General features: G+C 69.3%; 16 protein-coding genes. All 16 read left to right on the top strand.

Annotation, left to right across the window (positions count from 1 at the left end):
• Window positions 1-28 precede the first annotated feature (28 nt).
• Entirely contained in the window at window positions 29-1,936 is a 1,908-nt protein-coding gene (locus tag ACP5M5_RS00405) for a peptidoglycan D,D-transpeptidase FtsI family protein (RefSeq protein ID WP_427934939.1), read from the top strand.
• Window positions 1,917-3,407, top strand: a complete 1,491-nt coding sequence (locus ACP5M5_RS00400) for a UDP-N-acetylmuramoyl-L-alanyl-D-glutamate--2,6-diaminopimelate ligase (RefSeq protein ID WP_427934938.1) — start codon at window positions 1,917-1,919, stop codon at window positions 3,405-3,407. Before ACP5M5_RS00405 ends, ACP5M5_RS00400 begins: the two co-directional genes overlap by 20 nt.
• Complete coding sequence (locus ACP5M5_RS00395; RefSeq protein ID WP_427934834.1) at window positions 3,404-4,765, top strand: UDP-N-acetylmuramoyl-tripeptide--D-alanyl-D-alanine ligase; 1,362 nt, start codon at window positions 3,404-3,406, stop codon at window positions 4,763-4,765. Before ACP5M5_RS00400 ends, ACP5M5_RS00395 begins: the two co-directional genes overlap by 4 nt.
• A complete protein-coding gene (gene mraY / locus ACP5M5_RS00390; RefSeq protein WP_114911102.1) occupies window positions 4,765-5,853 on the top strand; it encodes a phospho-N-acetylmuramoyl-pentapeptide-transferase in 1,089 nt (362 codons plus the stop codon). The genes ACP5M5_RS00395 and mraY overlap by 1 nt, the downstream gene beginning before the upstream one ends.
• Entirely contained in the window at window positions 5,850-7,217 is a 1,368-nt protein-coding gene (murD, locus tag ACP5M5_RS00385; protein WP_427934833.1) for a UDP-N-acetylmuramoyl-L-alanine--D-glutamate ligase, read from the top strand. The genes mraY and murD overlap by 4 nt, the downstream gene beginning before the upstream one ends.
• Window positions 7,217-8,338: an FtsW/RodA/SpoVE family cell cycle protein gene (locus ACP5M5_RS00380; RefSeq protein WP_427934832.1), complete on the top strand. Its 1,122-nt coding sequence runs from the start codon at window positions 7,217-7,219 to the stop codon at window positions 8,336-8,338. Before murD ends, ACP5M5_RS00380 begins: the two co-directional genes overlap by 1 nt.
• The gene (gene murG / locus ACP5M5_RS00375) at window positions 8,335-9,432 is read left to right on the top strand and encodes an undecaprenyldiphospho-muramoylpentapeptide beta-N-acetylglucosaminyltransferase (protein WP_427934830.1); all 1,098 of its coding nucleotides are present in this window, start codon (window positions 8,335-8,337) and stop codon (window positions 9,430-9,432) included. Before ACP5M5_RS00380 ends, murG begins: the two co-directional genes overlap by 4 nt.
• Window positions 9,429-10,874, top strand: coding sequence for a UDP-N-acetylmuramate--L-alanine ligase (gene murC, locus ACP5M5_RS00370; RefSeq protein WP_427934828.1), 1,446 nt, complete (start codon window positions 9,429-9,431; stop codon window positions 10,872-10,874). The genes murG and murC overlap by 4 nt, the downstream gene beginning before the upstream one ends.
• Complete coding sequence (gene murB / locus ACP5M5_RS00365; RefSeq protein WP_427934827.1) at window positions 10,871-11,806, top strand: UDP-N-acetylmuramate dehydrogenase; 936 nt, start codon at window positions 10,871-10,873, stop codon at window positions 11,804-11,806. Before murC ends, murB begins: the two co-directional genes overlap by 4 nt.
• Window positions 11,803-12,720, top strand: a complete 918-nt coding sequence (locus ACP5M5_RS00360; RefSeq protein ID WP_427934826.1) for a D-alanine--D-alanine ligase — start codon at window positions 11,803-11,805, stop codon at window positions 12,718-12,720. Before murB ends, ACP5M5_RS00360 begins: the two co-directional genes overlap by 4 nt.
• Complete coding sequence (locus tag ACP5M5_RS00355; RefSeq protein ID WP_427934825.1) at window positions 12,708-13,607, top strand: cell division protein FtsQ/DivIB; 900 nt, start codon at window positions 12,708-12,710, stop codon at window positions 13,605-13,607. The genes ACP5M5_RS00360 and ACP5M5_RS00355 overlap by 13 nt, the downstream gene beginning before the upstream one ends.
• 13 nt (window positions 13,608-13,620) lie before the next feature.
• Window positions 13,621-14,940 (top strand): cell division protein FtsA, encoded by a 1,320-nt coding sequence (ftsA, locus tag ACP5M5_RS00350; RefSeq protein WP_427934824.1) that lies wholly within the window; start codon window positions 13,621-13,623, stop codon window positions 14,938-14,940.
• 60 nt (window positions 14,941-15,000) lie between these two features.
• Window positions 15,001-16,680: a cell division protein FtsZ gene (gene ftsZ / locus ACP5M5_RS00345; RefSeq protein ID WP_427934823.1), complete on the top strand. Its 1,680-nt coding sequence runs from the start codon at window positions 15,001-15,003 to the stop codon at window positions 16,678-16,680.
• A gap of 198 nt (window positions 16,681-16,878) precedes the next feature.
• A complete protein-coding gene (gene lpxC, locus ACP5M5_RS00340; RefSeq protein WP_427934937.1) occupies window positions 16,879-17,937 on the top strand; it encodes a UDP-3-O-acyl-N-acetylglucosamine deacetylase in 1,059 nt (352 codons plus the stop codon).
• A 134-nt stretch (window positions 17,938-18,071) separates the two neighbouring features.
• On the top strand, window positions 18,072-18,821 hold the full coding sequence (locus tag ACP5M5_RS00335; RefSeq protein ID WP_427934822.1) for a sulfite exporter TauE/SafE family protein: 750 nt from the start codon (window positions 18,072-18,074) through the stop codon (window positions 18,819-18,821).
• Window positions 18,822-18,872: 51 nt separating this feature from the next.
• Window positions 18,873-19,736, top strand: a complete 864-nt coding sequence (locus tag ACP5M5_RS00330) for an outer membrane protein assembly factor BamD (RefSeq protein WP_427934821.1) — start codon at window positions 18,873-18,875, stop codon at window positions 19,734-19,736.
• The last annotated feature ends 24 nt before the right edge of the window (window positions 19,737-19,760 follow it).

Genomic DNA, 19,760 nt, shown 5'->3' with positions numbered 1-19,760 from the left:
CGCGCCGCGCGCGGCTGCGGTGCCGCGCATGGAGGATGTCCGCGTCACCGCGCCCGATCTCGCCCGCCGCGCCCTGATCGAGAAAACCCAGGGCCGGCTGGTGCTCGCCGCGGCCGGGTTCGCGACCTTGTTCGGTGCCGTCGCGGTCAAGCTCGCGCTCGCGACGGTGCTGATGCCGCTTCGCCCGCCGCCGGAAAAACCGCTGATCGTCGCCCCGCCGCCGGCCTCGCCAGATCTCCCCGATCCCGCCGCGCCGCGAGTCGCGCGCGCTGGGATCGTCGATCGCAACGGGCAAGTGCTCGCGCTTTCGCTGCCCATCGCCGAGCTTTATGCCAACCCGCGCGAGGTCATCGACCCGGCCAAGATCGCCGACCAACTGGTTCGCGTCGTGCCCCGGCTCGATCGCGCGACCATCACTCAGCGCCTCACGGCCAACAAAGCGTTCGTCTATCTCGCCCGCGAATTGTCCCCGAGCGAGGAGCTGGCGATCAACGATCTCGGGATTCCGGGGCTCTATTTTCAGATCTCGGAGCGCCGCCATTACCCGCTCGGCCGGGTCGCGGCGCAGGTTTTGGGGGGCGTCGATGTCGATGAGCGTGGCGTCGCCGGGGCGGAGCGCGCTTTTGACGCGCGGCTGCGCACCGATCCGGCGCCGCTTCGGCTCTCCCTCGATGTCCGCGTCCAAGCGGTGGTGCGCGAGGAATTGCTCGCGGCGATGACCGAATTCCAAGCGATCGGCGCCTCGGGCATCGTCATGGATGTGCGCACTGGCGAAGTGCTGGCGATGGTGAGCCTGCCCGATTATGACGCCAACGCCTTCGGCAGCACCCCGCCCGACGATCGCTTCAACCGCGCGATTACCGGCCTGTTCGAGCCCGGCTCCACGTTCAAGCTGCAAACCGCGGCGATGGCGCTCGATTCGGGTGCCGCCCACCTCTGGGATCAGTTTGACGCCTCCCAGCCGATCCATATCGGGCGCTTCACCATCACCGATTTCGAGGGCAAGCATCGCTGGCTCTATCTGCCCGAGGTGCTCGCCTATTCCTCCAATCTCGGCGCCGCCCATATCGCGCTCACGGTGGGCGCGGAGCGTCAGCGCGCCTGGCTCCGCGCCATGGGGTTCTTCGAGCGCGTCGGCATCGAGCTGCCTGAGGCCGCGCGGCCGCTGGTGCCGGCGGTGACGAATTGGCGCGAGGTGGCGACGATGACCATCGGCTTCGGCCACGGGATCGCGGTCTCGCCGCTCCATGTCGTGCGCGGGACGGCGGCGATCGCCAATGGCGGCGTCGTTCTCCGCCCGACCATCCTCGCTTTGCCCGACGGCGCGGCGCCGGCAGGGACGCGGGTGATGCAGGAGAGCACGTCGGCGGTGATGCGCCGGCTGATGCGTCTCGTGGTCACGGAAGGTTACGGCAAGAAGGCCGACGTGCCGGGCTATTTCGTCGGCGGCAAGACCGGGACGGCGGAGAAGGTCGGCGTGCACGGCTATCGCAAGCACACCAACGTCTCGGCGTTCGTCGGCGTCTTTCCGATGAACGCGCCGCGTTATGCGGTTTACATGATGCTCGACGAGCCCCACGGCAACGCTGCGACCGGGTTCTTCTCGACCGCGGGGCAGGTGAGCGCGCCCGCCGCCGGGCGGGTGATCGCGCGCATCGGGCCGATGCTCGGCCTGTTCCCGGAAACGGAGAACGCCGCCGCCATCGAGGCGTCGCTCGCGATCCCGCTGCAGCCGAGCCGCGGCATGCCAAGCGCCCGCCCGCCGATCGCAACGCTCGCGCCGCCGGCGCTGCCGGCTGCCGCGACCGGCGCCAATACGCCGCCGCGCGCCGCGCCCCCGCGCGATGGGCGCCATGAAGCGGCCCTCCCGGCGCCCCCCTCGCTGCTCGCCGCGTTTTCACCCGGCGTCGCGGAGGCTGGCCTTGCGCCTCGCTGATCTCATCGCCGGGCTCGCGACGCCGCTTGCGCTCGAAGATGAAGCGGTGGGGGGCGAGGTCGCCGCCGCCGAGATCGCCGCGATCACCGCCGATAGCCGCGCAGTGACGCCGGGGTCGATTTTTGCCGCCCTCCCCGGCGCCCGCGCGGACGGCCGGGCCTTCATCGGCGAGGCGCTGGCGCGCGGCGCCGTCGCCGTGCTTGCGCCGCGCGATATGACGTGGCCGGAGGGGGTGACGCCGGCGCCGCTGCTCCGCGCCGCAACGCCGCGCCGGGCGCTTGCCCTGATCGCCGCGCGTCTTGCCGGCGGCGCGCAGCCGGAGACCATTGCTGCCGTCACCGGCACCAATGGCAAGACCAGCGTCGTGAGTTTTCTGCGCGAGATCTGGGCGCACGCCGGCCTCGCCGCGGCATCGCTCGGCACGCTCGGCCTCGTCGCCGCCGGCTTTCCGCCCGGCCCCAGCCTCACCACCCCCGATCCAGTGGTGCTGGCGGCAACGCTCAAAGCCCTGGCGGCGGCCGGGATCAGCCATCTCGCCATGGAGGCCTCCTCGCACGGGCTCGATCAATACCGGCTGGATGGTGTGCGCCTCACCGCCGGCGCTGTCACCAATCTGACGCGCGATCACCTCGATTATCATGGCGCCATGGCGGCCTACCGCGCCGCCAAGCTGCGTCTGTTCGCCGATTTGCTGCCCGCCGGCGCGCCGGCGGTTTATGCCTCCGGGCTCGAGCGTGAAACCCGCGAGGCGCTCGCCGCCATCGCGGCGCGGCGCCGGCTGCGGCTCCTCTCCGTCGGCGACGGCGGTGACGTGATCGCGCTCGAGCGGGTCACACCGCTTCCCGACGGCCAGGAGATCGCGATCCGCGCCGAGGGAAGGCGCCACACCCTTCGCCTTGCGCTCGCCGGGCGGTTTCAGGCCGAAAACGCGCTGCTCGCGGCGGCGCTGGCGCTCGCGCTCGGGGCGGATGATGCGCTTGCCGCCCTCCCGCACCTCACGGGCGTGCGCGGGCGGATGGAGCGCGTCGCGGCACTCGTCAATGGCGCCGCGATCTATGTCGATTACGCCCATACCCCCGATGCCCTGGCGCGGGTTCTCGAGGCGTTGCGTCCGCATGCCGCCGGCCGGCTCATCGTGGTGTTCGGCGCCGGCGGCGATCGTGATCGCGGCAAGCGCCCACTGATGGGTGAGGTCGCCGGCCGCCTCGCCGATCGCGTCATCATCACCGACGATAATCCGCGCAGCGAAAATCCGGCGCTGATTCGCGCCGCGATCCGCGCCGCCTGTCCCGACGCGACCGAGATCGGCGATCGCCGGTCCGCGATCGCCGCCGCGATCGAGGGGCTCGGCGCCGGCGACCTTCTGGTCGTTGCCGGCAAAGGGCATGAACAAGGCCAGATCGTCGGCACGGAGACCATTCCGTTCGATGACGCCGCGGTGATTCGCGATCTCGTCGGGGGTGCGGCATGAGCCCGCTTTGGAGCGCCGACGACCTCGTGCTCGCGACCGCGGGCGTGATGCGAGCGCCATTTGCCGCCGAGGGGGTTGCGATCGACAGCCGCCGCATCACCCCAGGCGATCTCTTCATCGCCCTTCGCGACCAGCGCGACGGCCATGATTTCGTGCGTGATGCCTTGCAGCGTGGCGCCGCCGGCGCGCTGGTCGATCACCTTCCGCCGCATTTGCCCGAGGACGCGCCGCTGCTGGTGGTTGAGGACACGTTGCGTGGCCTGACCGCGCTCGGCGCCTATGGCCGGGTGCGGGCGCGGGCGAAAATCATCGCCGTCACCGGCAGCGTCGGCAAGACCAGCACGAAGGAGATGCTGCGCCTAATCCTCGCTGGCCAAACCAGCGTCCACGCCGCCGAGGCCTCCTACAACAATCATTGGGGCGTGCCGCTGACGCTCGCGCGCTTGCCGCCCGATGCCGGGGCGGCGGTGATCGAGATCGGCATGAACCATGCTGGCGAGATCGCGCCGCTGGCGCGCATCACCCGCCCGCATGCCGCGATCATCACCGCGATCGCGCCCGCCCATCTCGGCCATCTCGGCAGCCTAGACGCCATCGCGCGCGAAAAAGCCTCGATCCTCGAGGGCTTGCCGCCCGAGGGGGTCGCGATCCTGCCGGCCGAAAGCGCGTTTTTGCCGCTGCTCCGGCACGTCGCCGGGACGCGGCGGGTGATCACCTTCGCCGGCGCCGGCGATGTGCCGCTGCTCGCCTTCGCCGGCGATGCCGCGGGGAGTGACGTGAAAACCACGCTCGGCGGCCGGGAAATCAGCTTCCGGCTCGGCGCGCCGGGGCGGCATATGGCGGAAAATGCCCTCGCCGCCCTCGCCGCGGTCACGGCGCTCGGCTTTGATCCGGGCGCCGCGGCGGCGGCGCTCGCCGGGTTCGCGGGCCTTGCCGGGCGCGGCGCGCGCACCCGGCTTTCGCTCCCGCTGGGCAAGATCACGCTGCTCGATGAGAGCTACAACGCCTCGCCGGCTTCGGTGCGCGCGGCGCTCGCGGTGCTCGGGATGCAGGCGGGGCGGCGGCTTGCGGTGCTTGGCGATATGCGCGAACTCGGCGCGGCCGGTCCCGCCGAGCACGTCGCGCTGGCTCGCGATATCGCCGGCAACGCGGATCAGGTCTTCACCGCCGGGCCATTGATGGCCGGGCTTTTCGCTGCCATCCCCGCAGCCGCGCGTGGCGCGCACGCCGATTCCGCGGCGGCGCTGGCGCCGCTCGTGCTCGCGTCGCTGCAAGAGGGCGACGTGGTTTTGGTGAAAGGGAGCTTCGGCAGCCGCATGTCCTTGGTGATCGACGCCATTCTGCGTGAGGCGCGCTGATGCTGTACACGCTGACGCGGCCTTATGCCGAGCATTTCATTCTTTTCAATCTGCTGCGCTATCTCACCTTCCGCTCGGGGGCGGCGTGTCTCACGGCTTTGGTGGTGAGCTTCATCATCGGCCCCCGCCTCATTCGCTGGTTGAAAGCGGTGCAGGGACAGGGCCAGCCGATCCGCGATGACGGGCCGGCGAGCCATCTGGTCGCGAAAAAAGGCACGCCGACGATGGGCGGCGTTCTCATTCTCGTCGCCCTTCTGACCTCGACGCTGCTTTGGGCCGATCTCGGCGATCCCTATGTCTGGGTGGTGATGGGGCTGACGCTCGGCTATGGCGCGCTCGGCTTCGCGGATGATTATCTCAAGCTCAGCAAACGCAATGTGCGCGGCCTGCCGGGGCGGTGGAAGCTGCTCGGCCAGGCCGGGTTCGGGCTTTTGGCGGCGAGTGCTTTCATGCTGCTCACGCACGAGCCGCTCGGCAGCGGCGTCACCTTGCCGCTGTTTAAAGATGTTTTGATCCCGCTTGGGATTTTCTTTCCGCTGTTTGGCGCGTTGGTGATGATGGGCGCCTCGAACGCGGTCAATCTCACCGATGGCCTCGATGGCCTTGCGATCGTGCCAACGATCATCACCGCCGGCGTCTTCGGGCTCATTGCCTATCTCGTCGGCAACCGCGTCTTTGCCGATTATCTGCAGCTTCACCACGTGTTTGGCGTCGGCGAACTCGCTGTTTTCTGCTCGGCGCTGATTGGGGCGGGGCTCGGCTTTCTCTGGTTCAACGCGCCGCCGGCGGCGGTGTTCATGGGCGATACTGGCAGCCTCGCTTTGGGGGGTGCGCTCGGCGCGGTCGCGGTTGCGGCGAAGCATGAGGTCGTGCTCGCGATCGTCGGTGGGCTGTTCGTCGTCGAAACGCTGTCGGTGATCGTGCAGGTGTTCTGGTTCAAACGCACCGGCCGGCGCGTTTTCCTGATGGCGCCGCTCCACCATCATTTCGAGAAAAAGGGCTGGGCGGAGGCGACCATCGTCATTCGGTTCTGGATCATTTCGATGATTCTCGCCCTCGTCGGTTTGGCGACGTTGAAGATCAGATGAGCGCGTTTGGCAAAATTTTTGTGGGCCAGCGGATCGCCGTCCTCGGGCTCGGGCGAAACGGTCTGCCGGCATCGCGCGCGCTTGCGGCGATGGGCGCCGAGGTGCTGGCGTGGGACGATCGCGATGCCGCCCGCGCCGAGGCCGCCGCAGCAGGGGTTGCCGTCGCGCCGCTTTCGCCGCGCGGGATGGACGCGCTTTTGCTTTCGCCTGGCATTCCGCATCGCCTGCCCGCGCCGCATCCGGTCGCGGCAGCGTTTCTTGCCGCCGGCGTCCCCATTCTCTCGGACGTCGAATTTCTCTATCGTGCCGCCCGCGCGGCGGGCTCGGCGGCGAAATTCGTCGGCATCACCGGCACCAACGGCAAATCGACGACGACGGCGCTGCTCGCCCATATCCTCGCGGGCGCCGGCATCGTGGTCGCCGCCGGCGGCAATCTCGGCCCGGCGGCGCTGGCTCTGCCGCGATTGCCCGATCACGGCGTTTACGTCCTCGAAATGTCATCTTATCTCTTGGAGCGACTCGCGCGCCTCCGCTTCGATGCGGCGGTAATGCTCAATCTCTCCCCCGATCATCTCGACCGGCACGGCGACATGGCTGGCTATATCGCCGCCAAGCGGGCGATTTTCGCGCGCCAGACGGCGGCGGATTGCGCCGTGATCGGCATCGATGACGAGGATAGCCGGGCGCTCGCCGCGCAGATCAGCGGGCCGCGAATCGTGCTGATCTCGGGCGCCGATCAGAGCGACGCCGAGATCCGCGCCGCGGGCGGCCTGCTGCGTGATGGCAACGGTGTGCTCGCCGATCTCGGCCGGGCGCGGGCCTTGCCGGGGGCGCATAACGCTCAGAACGCCGCCGCTGCTGCCGCCTTGGCCTTGGCGCTCGGCGTCTCGCGCGCGGCGATCGCCGCTGGGGTTGCGGATTTCCCCGGGCTTCCCCATCGCGCCGAGCGTATCGCCGAGATCGCGGGCGTCACCTTCATCAACGACAGCAAGGCGACCAACGCCGACTCCGCGGCCCGCGCGCTCGCCTGTCACGAGCGGATCGTCTGGATCGCCGGCGGCATCGCCAAGGCTGGCGGCATCGAGAGCTTGGCGCCGTTTTTCCCGCGCGTCGTCGAGGCGTTGCTGATCGGGCGCGATGCGCCGCTCTTCGCCGCGACGCTGGCGCGCAACGGCGTTGCCCATCGCTGCGTGGAAACGCTCACGCATGCGGTGCCGGCGGCGTTCGCCGCGGCGCGCGCGGCCGGCGCCGTGGTGCTGCTCTCGCCGGCGTGTGCGAGTTTTGACCAATTCGCGAATTTCGAAGCGCGCGGCGAGGCCTTTCGTCGTCTCGTCGCGCAGCTCGCGGGCGGGGAGGGGCACTGATGCCGGCCCTGTCGCGCGCCGATACGTCGCTGCTCGGTCGCTGGTGGTGGACCATCGATCGCTGGACGCTGCTTGCCCTCGGTGTCCTCATCGGCACCGGCTATGTGATGATGCTGGCGGCGAGCCCGGCGGTTGCCGAGCGCATCGGCGAGGGGCATGACGCGCTGATCGTCAAACAGGTGGTGTTTCTCGCCCTCGCCGCGACGATCGTCGTGTTGGTCTCGCTGTTTTCGCCGCGCGGGGTGCGGCGCCTGGCGCTGATCGGTGGGGTCATCGCGGTTTTCCTCACCGCGCTCACCCTCATCAAAGGGATCGAGATCAAGGGCGCGCGGCGCTGGATCGCCTTGCCTGGGATGTCGCTCCAGCCAAGCGAGTTTCTAAAACCCTGTTTCGTCGTGATGGCCGCTTGGCTGATCGCCGAGAGCAAGCGCCGGCCGCGTTTTCCGGGGGTTTGGGTTGCCGCCGCGGTCTATGCGGTGATTGCGCTGCTCTTGAAATCGCAGCCCGATATCGGCATGCTCGCGGTGATCACCGCGGTCTTTCTCGCCCAGCTCTATCTCGGCGGGCTCAATCTGTTCATGGTCGCGGTCGGGTTCGCTGCGATGAGCGGCGCCGGCGTTGCTGCCTACCTTCTGTTTCCGCATGTCCATAGCCGGGTCGCGCGGTTTCTCGATCCCGGCAAGGGCGATCATTATCAGGTCACGACGGCGCTCGAGGCGTTCGGCAATGGCGGGCTCTGGGGCCGTGGTCCTGGCGAGGGGCGGATCAAGGACATCCTGCCCGACGCCCATGCCGATTTCGTTTTCGCGGTCGTCGGCGAGGAATTCGGTTTTGCCGTTTGTCTCGTCCTGCTCGGGGTCTTCGCGTTCATCGTCGTGCGCGGCCTGCTTCGCCTGATTGGCGAGCGCGATCTCTTCACCATCCTCGCCGCCGCCGGGCTGCTCGCAAGCTTCGGCCTGCAGGCCTTCGTCAACATGGCCTCCTCGCTACACCTCATCCCGACCAAGGGTATGACGCTGCCGTTCATTTCCTATGGTGGCTCCTCGGTGCTCGCGGTCGCGCTCGGGATGGGGATGCTGCTTGCGCTGACCCGCCGGCGCCATCATGGCGAGGCGTTATGAGCGGGCGGGCGCCCTCGCCGATCGTGCTGGCGGCTGGCGGCACGGGCGGGCATTTCTTTCCCGCCGAGGCGCTGGCGGCGGCGCTGATCGGGCGCGGCAGGCGGGTCGTGCTGTTTGCCGATGCCCGCACCAAGATCGGCGCAGATAGCGTGTTCGCGGCGCGTGAGCGTTTCGTCATTCCCGGCGGCGGCATCGCCGGGCGTGGTGTGGGCCGCGCCATCGCCGGGGCGCTCAAGCTGCTCGTCGGGTTTTTCGTCGCACGGCGGGCGCTGCGTGATCTGCGCCCGGCGGCTCTGGTCGCCTTCGGCGGTTATCCGGCGATCGCGCCGGTGCTCGCGAGCCGCAGTCTCTCGCCGCGCGTGCCGGTGGTGCTGCACGAACAGAACGCGGTGCTCGGGCGCGCCAACCGGTTTCTCGCCCGTTTCGCCGCGCGGCTGGCATTGAGCGTCCCTGACACGCGATCGATCCCGGCGGGGACGGCGACCGTCGTGGTCGGCAATCCGGTGCGCCCGGCGATCGCCGCTTGCGCCGGGACCCCTTACGCGCCGCCGACCGAGAGCGGCGCAATCCGGCTGCTGGTGCTTGGCGGCTCGCTTGGCGCGCGGGTGATGAGCGATGTCGTGCCGGCAGCTCTCGCGGCTTTGCCGCCGTCGCTCCGCGCTCGCCTCGCCCTCGCCCAGCAATGCCGGGCCGAGGACCTTGCCCGCGTCGCTGCCTTCTACCGCGAGGCCGCGATCAGCGCCGAATGCGCGCCGTTCTTCGGCGATGTTCCCGAACGGCTGGCCGCAGCCCACCTCGTCATCGCCCGCGCCGGCGCCTCGACGCTTGCCGAACTCGCGGTGATCGGCCGGCCGGCGATCCTGGTGCCGCTGCCGGGCTCGATCGACGATCACCAGAGCGCCAATGCCCGCGCTTTCGGCGACGCTGCGGTGACGATCGCCGAGCGCGCATTCACCCCGGCGCGGCTAGCCGCCGTGCTCGGCGATCTTCTCGCCGCCCCCGCGCGCCTTGCCGCGATGGCGGCGGCGGCAAAGCACGGGCCGGCCGATGCCGCCGAGCGCCTCGCCGATCTCGCCGAGGGCATGCGGCCATGAGGGCGCTGCCGCTCGCCATCGGGACGCTGCATTTCGTCGGCATCGGCGGCATCGGCATGTCGGGCATCGCCGAGGTGCTGCATAATCTCGGCTATCGCGTCCAGGGCAGCGACGTCGCCGAGAGCGCCAATGTCTTGCGTCTGCGCGCCGCCGGCATTCCGGTCGCGATCGGGCATGCGGCGGACAATCTCGGGGAGGCGCGCGTCGTCGTGGTTTCGAGCGCGATCCGGCGCGACAATCCAGAAGTGCTCGCCGCTCGTCAGCGCTTCATCCCGGTGGTGCGCCGGGCCGAAATGCTGGCCGAATTGATGCGCCTCAAATGGTCGATCGCGGTTGGCGGCACGCATGGCAAGACGACGACGACGAGCCTGATCGCCGCCGTTCTCGAGGCCGCGAAGCTCGACCCCACCGTGATCAATGGCGGCATCATCAACGCCTACGGCACCAACACGCGGCTCGGCGCCGGCGATTGGATGGTGGTCGAAGCCGATGAGAGCGACGGCAGTTTTCTCCGCTTGCCGGCGGTGGTCGCGGTGGTCACCAACATGGACCCCGAGCATCTCGACCATTGGGGCACGCCGGAGGCGATGGTCGCGGGCTTTGACCAGTTCGTCGGCAATATCCCGTTCTATGGCTTCGCGGTGCTCTGCGTCGATCATCCGGCGGTGCAGCAGATGATCCCGCGCCTTGGCGATCATCGGGTCATCACCTACGGATTTTCGCCTCAGGCCGATATCCGCGCCGAGCGCATGGTCGCCGACAAGCTCGGCGCGACCTTCGAAGTCGTCGCGACCGATCGGGTGCGCGAGCGCGCCCGCCGGCTCGGCCCCTTCCGTCTCCCGATGCTCGGCCGCCACAATGTCCAGAACGCGCTCGCCGCCCTTGCTATCGGGATCGAGATGGCGATCCCGGAGGCGACGCTGAAAAGCGCGCTTGCCGCCTTCCGTGGCGTCAAGCGCCGCTTCACCCGCGTCGGCGAGGCCGGCGGGATCACCATCATCGATGATTACGGCCATCATCCGGTGGAGATCGCGGCGGTTTTGAAAGCGGCGCGTCAGGCCGGGGCGAGGGATGTCGTTGCGGTGGTTCAGCCGCATCGCTTCTCGCGGCTGCAAGCCTTGTTCGACGATTTCTGCACCTCGCTCAACGATGCCGGGACGGTGATCGTCGCCGATGTCTATGCCGCCGGTGAGGCGCCGATCGCCGGCATCGACCGTGACGCGCTGGTCGAGGGCCTGCGCGCCAGCGGCCATCGCAGCGTCGTGCCGCTGCCGGGGCCGGAGCATCTCGCCGAGATGGTCAATGCCATCGCGCGGCCGGGTGACTTCGTGGTTTGCCTCGGCGCGGGCACCATCACCGCCTGGGCGAACGCGCTGCCGGCGCAGCTCGCTTCGTTGCAGGCGGCACAAAATCGCCGGCCGGGCGGCGAGGGGGCGGCATGATGGCGGCCGAAATCGTTCCCGCCTTTGCCCCACCGCCGGGGTTTCGCGGCCGCCTCCAACGCGACTCCGTGCTCGCGCCGCAGACCTGGTTTCGCGTCGGCGGCGTGGCCGAGTGGCTCGCGCGGCCGATCGATGCCGAGGATCTCGCCGCGCTGCTCGCCGCTCTCCCGGCGACGATGTCGTTTTGCGTGCTCGGCGCCGCCTCCAACGTCATCATCCGCGATGGCGGGATCCCGGACATGGTCATTCGGCTCGGGCGCGGCTTTGGCGGCATCGCCTTCGATGATGGCGGTGTCGTCGCGGGGGCTGCGGTTTTGGACGCGACGCTGGCCGAGGCGGCGCTCGCGGCCGGGCGCGGCGGGCTCGAATTTCTCGCCGGCATTCCCGGCACCGTCGGCGGCGCCGTTGCGATGAACGCTGGCTGCTACGGGAGCGAGATCGCGAGCGTGCTCGATTGGGCCGATATCGCGCTCGCCGGCGGCGAAACCCGCCGCTTGCAGGCGGCCGATCTCGCGTTCGCCTATCGCCATGCGGCGCTGCCGGCGGGCGCGGTGGTGATGGCGGCACGGCTTCGCACGCGCGCCGATGCGCCGGCGGCGATCGCCGCCCGCATGGCCGAGATCCGCGCCCAGCGGGTGGCGACGCAGCCGCTCAGGGCGCGCACCGGCGGCTCGACGTTTCGCAATCCGCCCGCCGCGGAAAGCACGCTCAAGGCCTGGGAGCTGATCGAGGCCGCCGGTTGCCGCGGCCTGCGCCTGGGGGCGGCGCAGGTTTCCGAGCAGCACTGCAATTTCCTGATCAATACCGGCGGCGCGCGCGCGGCCGAGATCGAAGGCCTCGGCGAGATGGTGCGGGCGCGGGTTCTGGCTGCGACCGGGGTTTCGCTCGCCTGGGAAATCCGCCGCCTCGGGGTGCCGGAGGGGCGGCGATGAGGCGGGTTGCGGTGCTTTATGGCGGGATATCGGCCGAGCGCGAGGTCAGTCTCGCCTCCGGCCGCCAAGTGATTGCCGCCCTCGGCGCGGCCGGGTTTGCGGTAACGCCCGTCGAGGTCGGGGGCGATCTCGGCGCCGTCATCGCCGCGCTGACCCCGGCGCCAGACGTCGTCTTCAACGCGTTGCACGGGCGTTTCGGCGAGGATGGCGCGATCCAGGGCGTGCTCGAATGGCTCGGCATCCCCTATACCCATTCCGGCGTGCTCGCCTCGGCGCTCGCCATGGATAAGGAAGCGGCGCGGCGGGTGTTTGCCGCGGCCAACCTGCCGATCGCCGCCGGGCGGGTGGTCTCGCGCGCCGACCTCGCCGCCGGCGACCCGCTGCCCGCGCCCTATGTCGTGAAACCGCTCGGGGAGGGATCTTCGGTCGGGGTCACGATCATCACCGCCGGCGATAATCGCCGCGCCGAGATCGCCGCGAACTGGCGTTTCGGCCCCCGCGCCCTGGTCGAGGAATTCATCCCCGGGCGCGAGATCACCGTCGGCGTGCTCGGCGAGCGGGCGCTGACCGTGACCGAAATCCTGCCTGCCGCCGGATTCTACGATTACCAGGCGAAATACGCCGCCGGCGGCTCGCGCCACGTGCTGCCGGCGGCGATCCACCCGGCGGCGTTCGAGGCGGCGCTGGCGACAGCGCTCGCCGCCCATCGCGCGCTCGGCTGCCGGGGCGCGAGCCGGGCCGATTTCCGCTATGACGACACGGCCGGCGAGCCCGGCCGCCTCGTCCTGCTCGAGGTCAATACCCAGCCTGGCCTCACCGCGACCTCGCTTTTGCCCGAGCAAGCCGCCTGCATGGGCATAGATTTCCCGGCGCTCTGCGCCTGGATGGTGGAGCAAGCGGCATGCCGCGTCTGACGCGCAGCAAAGGGCGGGCGGCCGGCGAGCGGCCGGCGCGCTGGCGGCTCCTGCTCCGCCGCTGGCGGCGGGCGCTGATCCGGCTCGGGCTTGCGGGCCTTGCGCTCGGCGCGCTGATCGTGCTCGTCATTGTGCTGCGCGGGCATGGCGCCGCCGATGACAGCCTCGCCCCGCGCACCGCCTGGGCTGATGCGCTGACCGCACGGCTTGGTTTGCGGGTGCGCGCGGTGGTGGTCGAGGGGCGCGGCAATACGCCAGAGCCGCTGCTACATGCCGCGATCGGCGTTGCGCCCGGCGATCCCATCCTCGGCGTTTCCCTGGGTGCCATGCGCGCCCGGCTCGAAAGCCTCGCCTGGGTGCAGCAGGCGGTGGTGGAGCGGCATCTGCCGGGGACGATCGTCATTCATCTGACCGAGCGGCGGCCGTTCGCGGTCTGGCAGAATCAGGGGCGCTTTACGTTGATCGACCGCGCCGGGCGCGAGGTCGCCGATGAGGGGGTCGCCAATTTCAAGACGCTGCCGCTGGTGGTGGGCGCGGACGCGCCGGCGCATGCCGCCGCCATCCTCGATCTCATCGATCGCTATCCCGAGATCCGCGCGCGGCTCGCGGCTTTGGTCAGGATCGGCGGGCGGCGCTGGAATCTGCGCCTCGTCAATGGCGCCGATGTTTTGCTGCCGGAAGGGCATGAGGCACAAGCGTTGGCGCGGCTCGCGGTGTTGCAGAGCGACCATGCGCTGCTCGATCGCCCCTTCGCGGCCGTCGATCTCCGCGCCCCCGATCGGCTGATCCTGCGGCCACGCCCGGAGAGCACGCCGCCAGAGGGCGAGGTCGGAAAAGCGCCGCCCGGGCCGCACGGCGAAGCGGCGGCGCCAGGAAAGCCGACATGAGGGGGGAGAAAGGATGAACGAGATTTCCGGGCGTTTCCTTGGCTCCGGCCGCCCACCGACGCCGCCCACGCTCACCCCAGAGCCGCCGCCGCGGGCGCGGCCGTTCCGCGCCGGGCCCTTCGGCGTCCTCGATATCGGCTCGACCAAGATCGTCTGCCTGATCGGCCGGGTGGAGAGCGATGGCACGCTCCGCGTGCTTGGCGCCGCCCACCTCCAGGCGCGCGGGGTGAGGAATGGCGGGATCGTCGATCTCGACGCGACCGAGCGGGCGATCCGCAAATGCGTCGCCGAAGCCGAGGACATGGCGGACACGCATCTTCGCGACGTCACCGTCAATCTCTCGTGCGGCGCGCCGGAGAGCCGGCTTTTCAACGTGCAATGGCCGATCGGCGGCCGGGCGGTGACCGCCGCCGATATCCGCCGCATCGTCGCCGAGGGGCGCGCCCGCGCGGCGTCGGAGGGGCGCGAAACCATCCACGCTCTGCCGCTCGCCTTCGCCGCCGATGAAACCGGCGGCATCAACGATCCCCGCGGCATGCATTGCGAGACCTTGGGGGCACGTCTGCATGTGATCGACGCGACGGTGACGGCGCTGCGCAATCTCACCGCGTGTCTCGCCCGCGTCGATCTCGCCATCGCTGAGCTGGTTGCGGCGCCGCTCGCGGCCGGGCTTGCGACGCTGGTCGCCGATGAGCGCGAACTCGGCGCGACCCTGATCGACATGGGCGGCGGCACCACCGGGCTTGCCGTGTTCGTCGAAAACCAGGTGCTGCACACGGCGCTGCTGCCGATCGGCGGGATGCATGTGACGAACGACATCGCCCGCCTGCTCTCGACCCCGATCAGCCACGCCGAGCGGCTCAAGACGCTTTACGGCAATGTCGAGGCGAGCCCGGACGATGAGCGCGAATTCCTGCCGGTGCCGTTGGTCGGCGAGGATGAGCGCCATATCGTCAAGGTGCCGCGCAGCATGGTGATTTCGATCATCCGCCCGCGCCTTGAGGAGACCTTCGAACTCGTCAAGGAACGCCTCGACGGCGCCGGGCTTGCCCGCGATGCCGGCCAGCGCGTGGTGCTGACCGGCGGCGCCTGCCAGCTTCCTGGCGCGCGCGAGATGGCGGCGCGGATTCTCGGCCGCCAGGTGCGGCTCGGCCGGCCGCTCAAGCTGCGCGGCCTGCCCGACCTGATGAGCGGCCCCAGCATCGCCACCGCCGCCGGCCTGCTCGCCTTCGCGGGCGGGCTCGGGCAGGGGCTTCCGGATCTCGATCTCGATGCCGGCCGGCCGGCCGGCCTGTTCCGCCGCCTGGTCGATTTTCTTCGCGAGCGCGTCTGATGTCAGGCGCGCTTTTCACCCACCGTTCCTGCATCCAGCCTTGAAGGGGGAGATGTCCCAATGACCCTGAACCTTACCGTTCCGCAGCATCTGCACACCGACTTTACCCCCCGGATCACCGTCATCGGGGTCGGCGGCGGTGGCACCAACGCGGTCGACAACATGATTTCGCTCAATCTCCAGGGGGTCGATTTCGTGGTCGCCAACACCGACGCGCAGCAGCTTTTGCATTCGCGCGCCGACCGCCGGGTGCAGCTTGGCCCGCACATCACCCAGGGGCTCGGCGCCGGCGCCAAGCCCGAGATCGGCCGCGCCGCGGCGGAAGAGGCGGCGGAAGAGCTCTATCGCCATCTCGACGGCGCGCACATGGTGTTCATCACCGCCGGCATGGGTGGCGGCACCGGCACGGGCGCGGCGCCGGTGATCGCGCGCATGGCGCGAGAGCGCAACATCCTCACCGTCGGCGTGGTGACCAAGCCGTTTTCCTTCGAGGGGCCGCGCCGGGCACGCGCCGCCGAACTCGGGATCGAGGAGTTGCAGGAATATGTCGATACCCTGATCGTCATCCCCAATCAGAATTTGTTCCGCCTGGCCAATGAGCGCACCAGCTTCCGCGAAGCCTTCAAAATGGCCGATCATGTGCTCTATATGGGGGTGCGCGGCGTCACCGATCTGATGGTGGTGCCGGGTCTCGTCAATCTCGATTTCGCCGATATCCGGACAGTGATGGCCGAGATGGGCAAGGCGATGATGGGCACCGGCGAGGCGGACGGCGAAAACCGCGCCGTGCGCGCCGCCGAAGCGGCGATCAACAACCCGCTGCTTGAGGACACTTCCATGGCCGGGGCGCGCGGCCTGTTGATCAACATCACCGGCGGCGACGATATGACGCTGTTTGAGGTCGATCACGCCGCCAACCGCATCCGCGAAGAGGTGGACGAGGACGCGAACATCATCTTCGGCTCGGCGGTGGACGAGTCCCTGAACGGGCGCATCCGCGTCTCGGTGGTCGCGACCGGGATCGACACGCCGCGCGAGGCGGCTTCGGAGCGGCCGCGGCTGGTCGCGCTCGGCGGTGGTTATAACGCGACCGAGGCGGCTTCTGGCGCCGCTCTCGATGCCGCGCCACCGCCGCGTGGGGGCGCCGCGCAGACGGCTGCGGCCCAGACTCCTATGACGCAGACTGGCGCGGCAGCGCATACGGGCGCAGTGACACGGGTCATGCCGCTCTACCCGCGTGCCTCTCAGGACGAGGCGGCGCCGCGCCCGCCCTTCGCCGCCCATCCCGAGGATGTCGGGCATGGGCAGGAGGCGCCGCGTTTCGAGCCGGTGCCGCAGGCGATGCCGGCGCGCGCGCCGGAGGCACGTCCGGCCGAGGCGCCGGCGCCCGAGGCCCGTGATGCCGCTGCCCGAGACGCCTCGCGCGGCGAACCGCGCCTCACGACGCCCGCGGCCGAGGGGCGCGGCTTATTTGCCACAGCACCGCGCCGGTCCCCGGCCGCGCCGGCGCCGCAAGCCGCCCCGGCGCCCCGCCCGAGCCTTTTCGGCACCGTGACCGGCCTGCTGCGGGGCAATTTTCCCTCCGCCCGCGCCGCCGAAACCGGCCCGCAGGGCGGCGCCCGGCGCGAGCGTTATGCCGAGGAGGCGCCCACAGAGACGCCACGGCCGAGCGTGCGCCCGGCCGCAGAGGAGGATGTCGGTCTCGAGATCCCGACCTTCCTGCGCCGGCAGACCTCGTGAATTGTGCCGATTCGGTGGCAAAAATACTGCAAGAATAGGGCGTTATCGCGAAACAATCAGAAATAATGATTGACTGGCGCCATCCCCTGAAGCGACTTAGCTTGAGGGGGTGGAACGAGCGTTGGGCGTTCCGTGCCGGCGGCTTGGCCGGGGGTGCCGCTCCTTTTGGCGGCGCGTGAACGAGATTGAATGGGAATGATGGATTTATTGACCGACATCCGGCCGTCTCCCGCTCTGGCGCCCCACGCCGTTGCGCAAAGCCCGTTGCCGCGCGGCCTTGCTGCGGGTGCCGGTGGCCGGCGTTCCGTGTCCCGGCCGGCGGTGTTGGCGCGGCAGCGGACGCTCAAGGAAGCGATCGGCTGTGTCGGTGTCGGGCTGCATGGCGGGCGCGAGGTGGCGCTCACCCTTCACCCGGCGGCGCCGGGAACCGGCATCCGCTTTCGCCGGGGCGATCTCGGGGTCGAGATTCCGGCGCGCTTCGATGCGGTCGCCGACACGCGTCTTTGCACCGAGCTCGCCGCCGCTGATCGGCCGGAGGTCACCATCGGCACCATTGAGCATGTCATGGCGGCGCTCGCTGGCTGCGGCATCGACAATGTGGTGGTCGAGGTCGATGGGCCGGAAATCCCGATTCTCGATGGCTCCGCGGCGCCCTTCGTCTTTCTCATCGATTGCGCCGGCGTGGTGACGCAGGAAGCGCCGCGGCGGGTCATCGAAATCCTCCGCCCGGTCGAGGTCCGTGCCGGCGATGCCTTTGCGAGACTTCTTCCCCGTGATCCCGAGCTTCTTCCCCGTGATCCTGAAGGGGCCGAGGCGGCGGGTGAGCTTGACATGGCGCTCTCGATTGCTTTCGACGCGCCGGCGATCGGGCGCCAGTCGCTCAGTTTGCGCCTGACCGAGGGCAGTTTCCGCCAGGAATTGGCGCATGCCCGCACCTTCACCCTCGCCACCGAGATCGAGTCGCTGCGCGCCAGTGGCCGGGCGCGCGGCGGTAGCCTCGAGAACGCGGTGGTGGTCGATGGCGCGCATGTCTTGAACCCCGGGGGCTTGCGCGCGCCGGATGAATTCGTCCGCCACAAGCTGTTGGACGCGGTCGGCGATCTCGCCCTGGCTGGTGCTGTGCTGCGTGGGCGCTTCATCGCCCATTGTTCCGGCCACGCCCTCAATAACCGCCTGCTTCGCGCCCTGTTCGCGAACGCAGACGCCTGGCGCGAGATCGCCCCCGCCGCATCGGCGCGCCTTTCCGCCGCCGCCTGAGGCCGCCACCATCCTCCGGACAAAAGTTTTTTGGTTCTTTTTTTTCAAAAAAGAACGTTTTTCTGCCTTTTTTCTTCCCCGCCGGCTTGAATAACCCTCCCCCGCCCTGGCAAAAAGGCGGCGAAGGGGCGCGCATGTCGTCGGGATGGCTGTTGCTGATGCTGCTCCTCGTCGGGTTTGCCGCCGGGGTGCAGAATGCCTTGGCGGGGGGCGGGTCGTTTCTCACCTTTCCGGCGCTTCTGCTCGCCGGGATCGATGCAAGGGCGGCCAACATCACCTCGACCGTCGCACTTTTCCCCGGCCAGGTGACGACGGGGTTTGCCGGGCGGCGTGACGTTGCCGGCGGCGCCGGGCTTTCATTCGCGGCGCTGGTCGGGATCAGCCTCGCCGGCGGGGTGGTCGGCGCGCTATTGCTGCTTGCGACGCCGCCGCGGTTTTTCGCGCGTCTCGTGCCGTTTCTCGTCCTGTTCGCGACCGCGGTCTTCGCCTGGGGCAGTTTTCGCCGCCGCGCGCCGGAAAGCATTCGCATCGGCCGCCTTGGCGCCGCTGCTGCGCAGTTCGTGATCGCGATTTATGGCGGCTATTTCGGCGGCGGCATCGGGTTTTTGATGCTCGCCGTGCTGACCTTCGCCGGGCTTGGCCTGCGCCAAGCGGGGGCGACGAAAAACGCGCTGGCGGCGGCGATGAACGCGGCCGCCGTTGTGGTTTTCGCTGGCGGCGGTGAGGTCCATTGGCTGGCGGCGATCAGCCTCGGCGCCGGGGCGATCGCCGGCGGTCAGGTCGGGGCGTGGCTGCTGCGCCGGGTCGATGACCGCAAGCTCCGGATCGGCGTGGTTGCGATCGGCCTCGCGCTGACCGTCGGGCTTTTCCTGCGCCAGCCGTAATCTCGCGAAAAAGCATGACGGAGGGGGCGGATTCGGCTATAGGGCGCCTTGATGACACTGTGCGACCGCCGCGACCGAACCGCAGCCTTTCGCCGCCCGCCGATCGGCGCGGCGTGGCTGCTCATTGCCGCCTTGCTCGCTGCCTGTTCGTCCTCGAGCGATGACCAAAATATCGCCAAGATCCCGGTCGAGCAGCTCTATAACCAGGGGCTCGATGCGCTGAATGCCGGCCGCTACAAGCTCGCGACCAAGCGTTTCGATCAGCTCCAATCGAATTATCCCTATTCCGCTTGGGCGGCGAGCGCGCAGCTGATGGACGCCTATGCGCAATACGCGAGCGGCAAGTTCAGCGATTCCGCGGCGACGCTCGACCGCTTCATCCAGCTCCATCCGACCAGCAAGGACATCGCTTACGCCTATTATCTCCGCGCCCTCGATTTTTATGAACAGATCGTCGATGTCCAGCGTGACCAAAAGAACACCCAGCTCGCGCTCGCCGCGCTCAAGGAAGTGGTCAACCGTTTCCCCGACAGCGCCTATGCCCGTGATGCGCGCTTCAAGATCGATCTCTGCCTCGATCACCTCGCCGGGCAGGAGATGTCGATCGGGCGCTGGTACGAAAGCCAGCACCTCTACGCCGCCGCCATCAACCGCTATCAGCGGGTGGTGCAAGACTACCAGATGACCAACATGGCGCCGGAAGCGCTTTATCGGCTGACCGAAATCTACATGCTGATCGGCATGCCCGATCAGGCGAAAAAGACCGCGAGCGTCTTGCAGCATAATTACCCGAACAGCGAATGGTATCGCGATAGCTGGAATCTGCTCGTCGATGATCATCAGGTGTCTGGCAAGCCGGTCGGGGAGGCGGATAATGCCGGTTTCTTCTCCCGCGCCTTTGGCTGGATATTCTGAGCGCGCGCCGTCGTCCCGCCCCGC

The sequence above is a fragment of the Acidibrevibacterium sp. genome, from assembly GCF_049965395.1.
Taxonomy (GTDB): Bacteria; Pseudomonadota; Alphaproteobacteria; order Acetobacterales; family Acetobacteraceae; genus Acidibrevibacterium; species Acidibrevibacterium fodinaquatile.
This window is presented reverse-complemented; position numbering and strand designations above follow the sequence as displayed.

Coding starts and splice junctions, on each gene's coding strand:
- ACP5M5_RS00405 (WP_427934939.1), top strand. CDS start 29: ATGGAGGATGTCCGCGTCACCGCGCCCGATCTCGCCCGCCGCGCCCTG.
- ACP5M5_RS00395 (WP_427934834.1), top strand. CDS start 3,404: ATGAGCCCGCTTTGGAGCGCCGACGACCTCGTGCTCGCGACCGCGGGC.
- mraY (WP_114911102.1), top strand. CDS start 4,765: ATGCTGTACACGCTGACGCGGCCTTATGCCGAGCATTTCATTCTTTTC.
- murD (WP_427934833.1), top strand. CDS start 5,850: ATGAGCGCGTTTGGCAAAATTTTTGTGGGCCAGCGGATCGCCGTCCTC.
- ACP5M5_RS00380 (WP_427934832.1), top strand. CDS start 7,217: ATGCCGGCCCTGTCGCGCGCCGATACGTCGCTGCTCGGTCGCTGGTGG.
- murG (WP_427934830.1), top strand. CDS start 8,335: ATGAGCGGGCGGGCGCCCTCGCCGATCGTGCTGGCGGCTGGCGGCACG.
- murC (WP_427934828.1), top strand. CDS start 9,429: ATGAGGGCGCTGCCGCTCGCCATCGGGACGCTGCATTTCGTCGGCATC.
- murB (WP_427934827.1), top strand. CDS start 10,871: ATGATGGCGGCCGAAATCGTTCCCGCCTTTGCCCCACCGCCGGGGTTT.
- ACP5M5_RS00360 (WP_427934826.1), top strand. CDS start 11,803: ATGAGGCGGGTTGCGGTGCTTTATGGCGGGATATCGGCCGAGCGCGAG.
- ACP5M5_RS00355 (WP_427934825.1), top strand. CDS start 12,708: ATGCCGCGTCTGACGCGCAGCAAAGGGCGGGCGGCCGGCGAGCGGCCG.
- ftsA (WP_427934824.1), top strand. CDS start 13,621: ATGAACGAGATTTCCGGGCGTTTCCTTGGCTCCGGCCGCCCACCGACG.
- ftsZ (WP_427934823.1), top strand. CDS start 15,001: ATGACCCTGAACCTTACCGTTCCGCAGCATCTGCACACCGACTTTACC.
- lpxC (WP_427934937.1), top strand. CDS start 16,879: ATGGATTTATTGACCGACATCCGGCCGTCTCCCGCTCTGGCGCCCCAC.
- ACP5M5_RS00335 (WP_427934822.1), top strand. CDS start 18,072: ATGTCGTCGGGATGGCTGTTGCTGATGCTGCTCCTCGTCGGGTTTGCC.
- ACP5M5_RS00330 (WP_427934821.1), top strand. CDS start 18,873: ATGACACTGTGCGACCGCCGCGACCGAACCGCAGCCTTTCGCCGCCCG.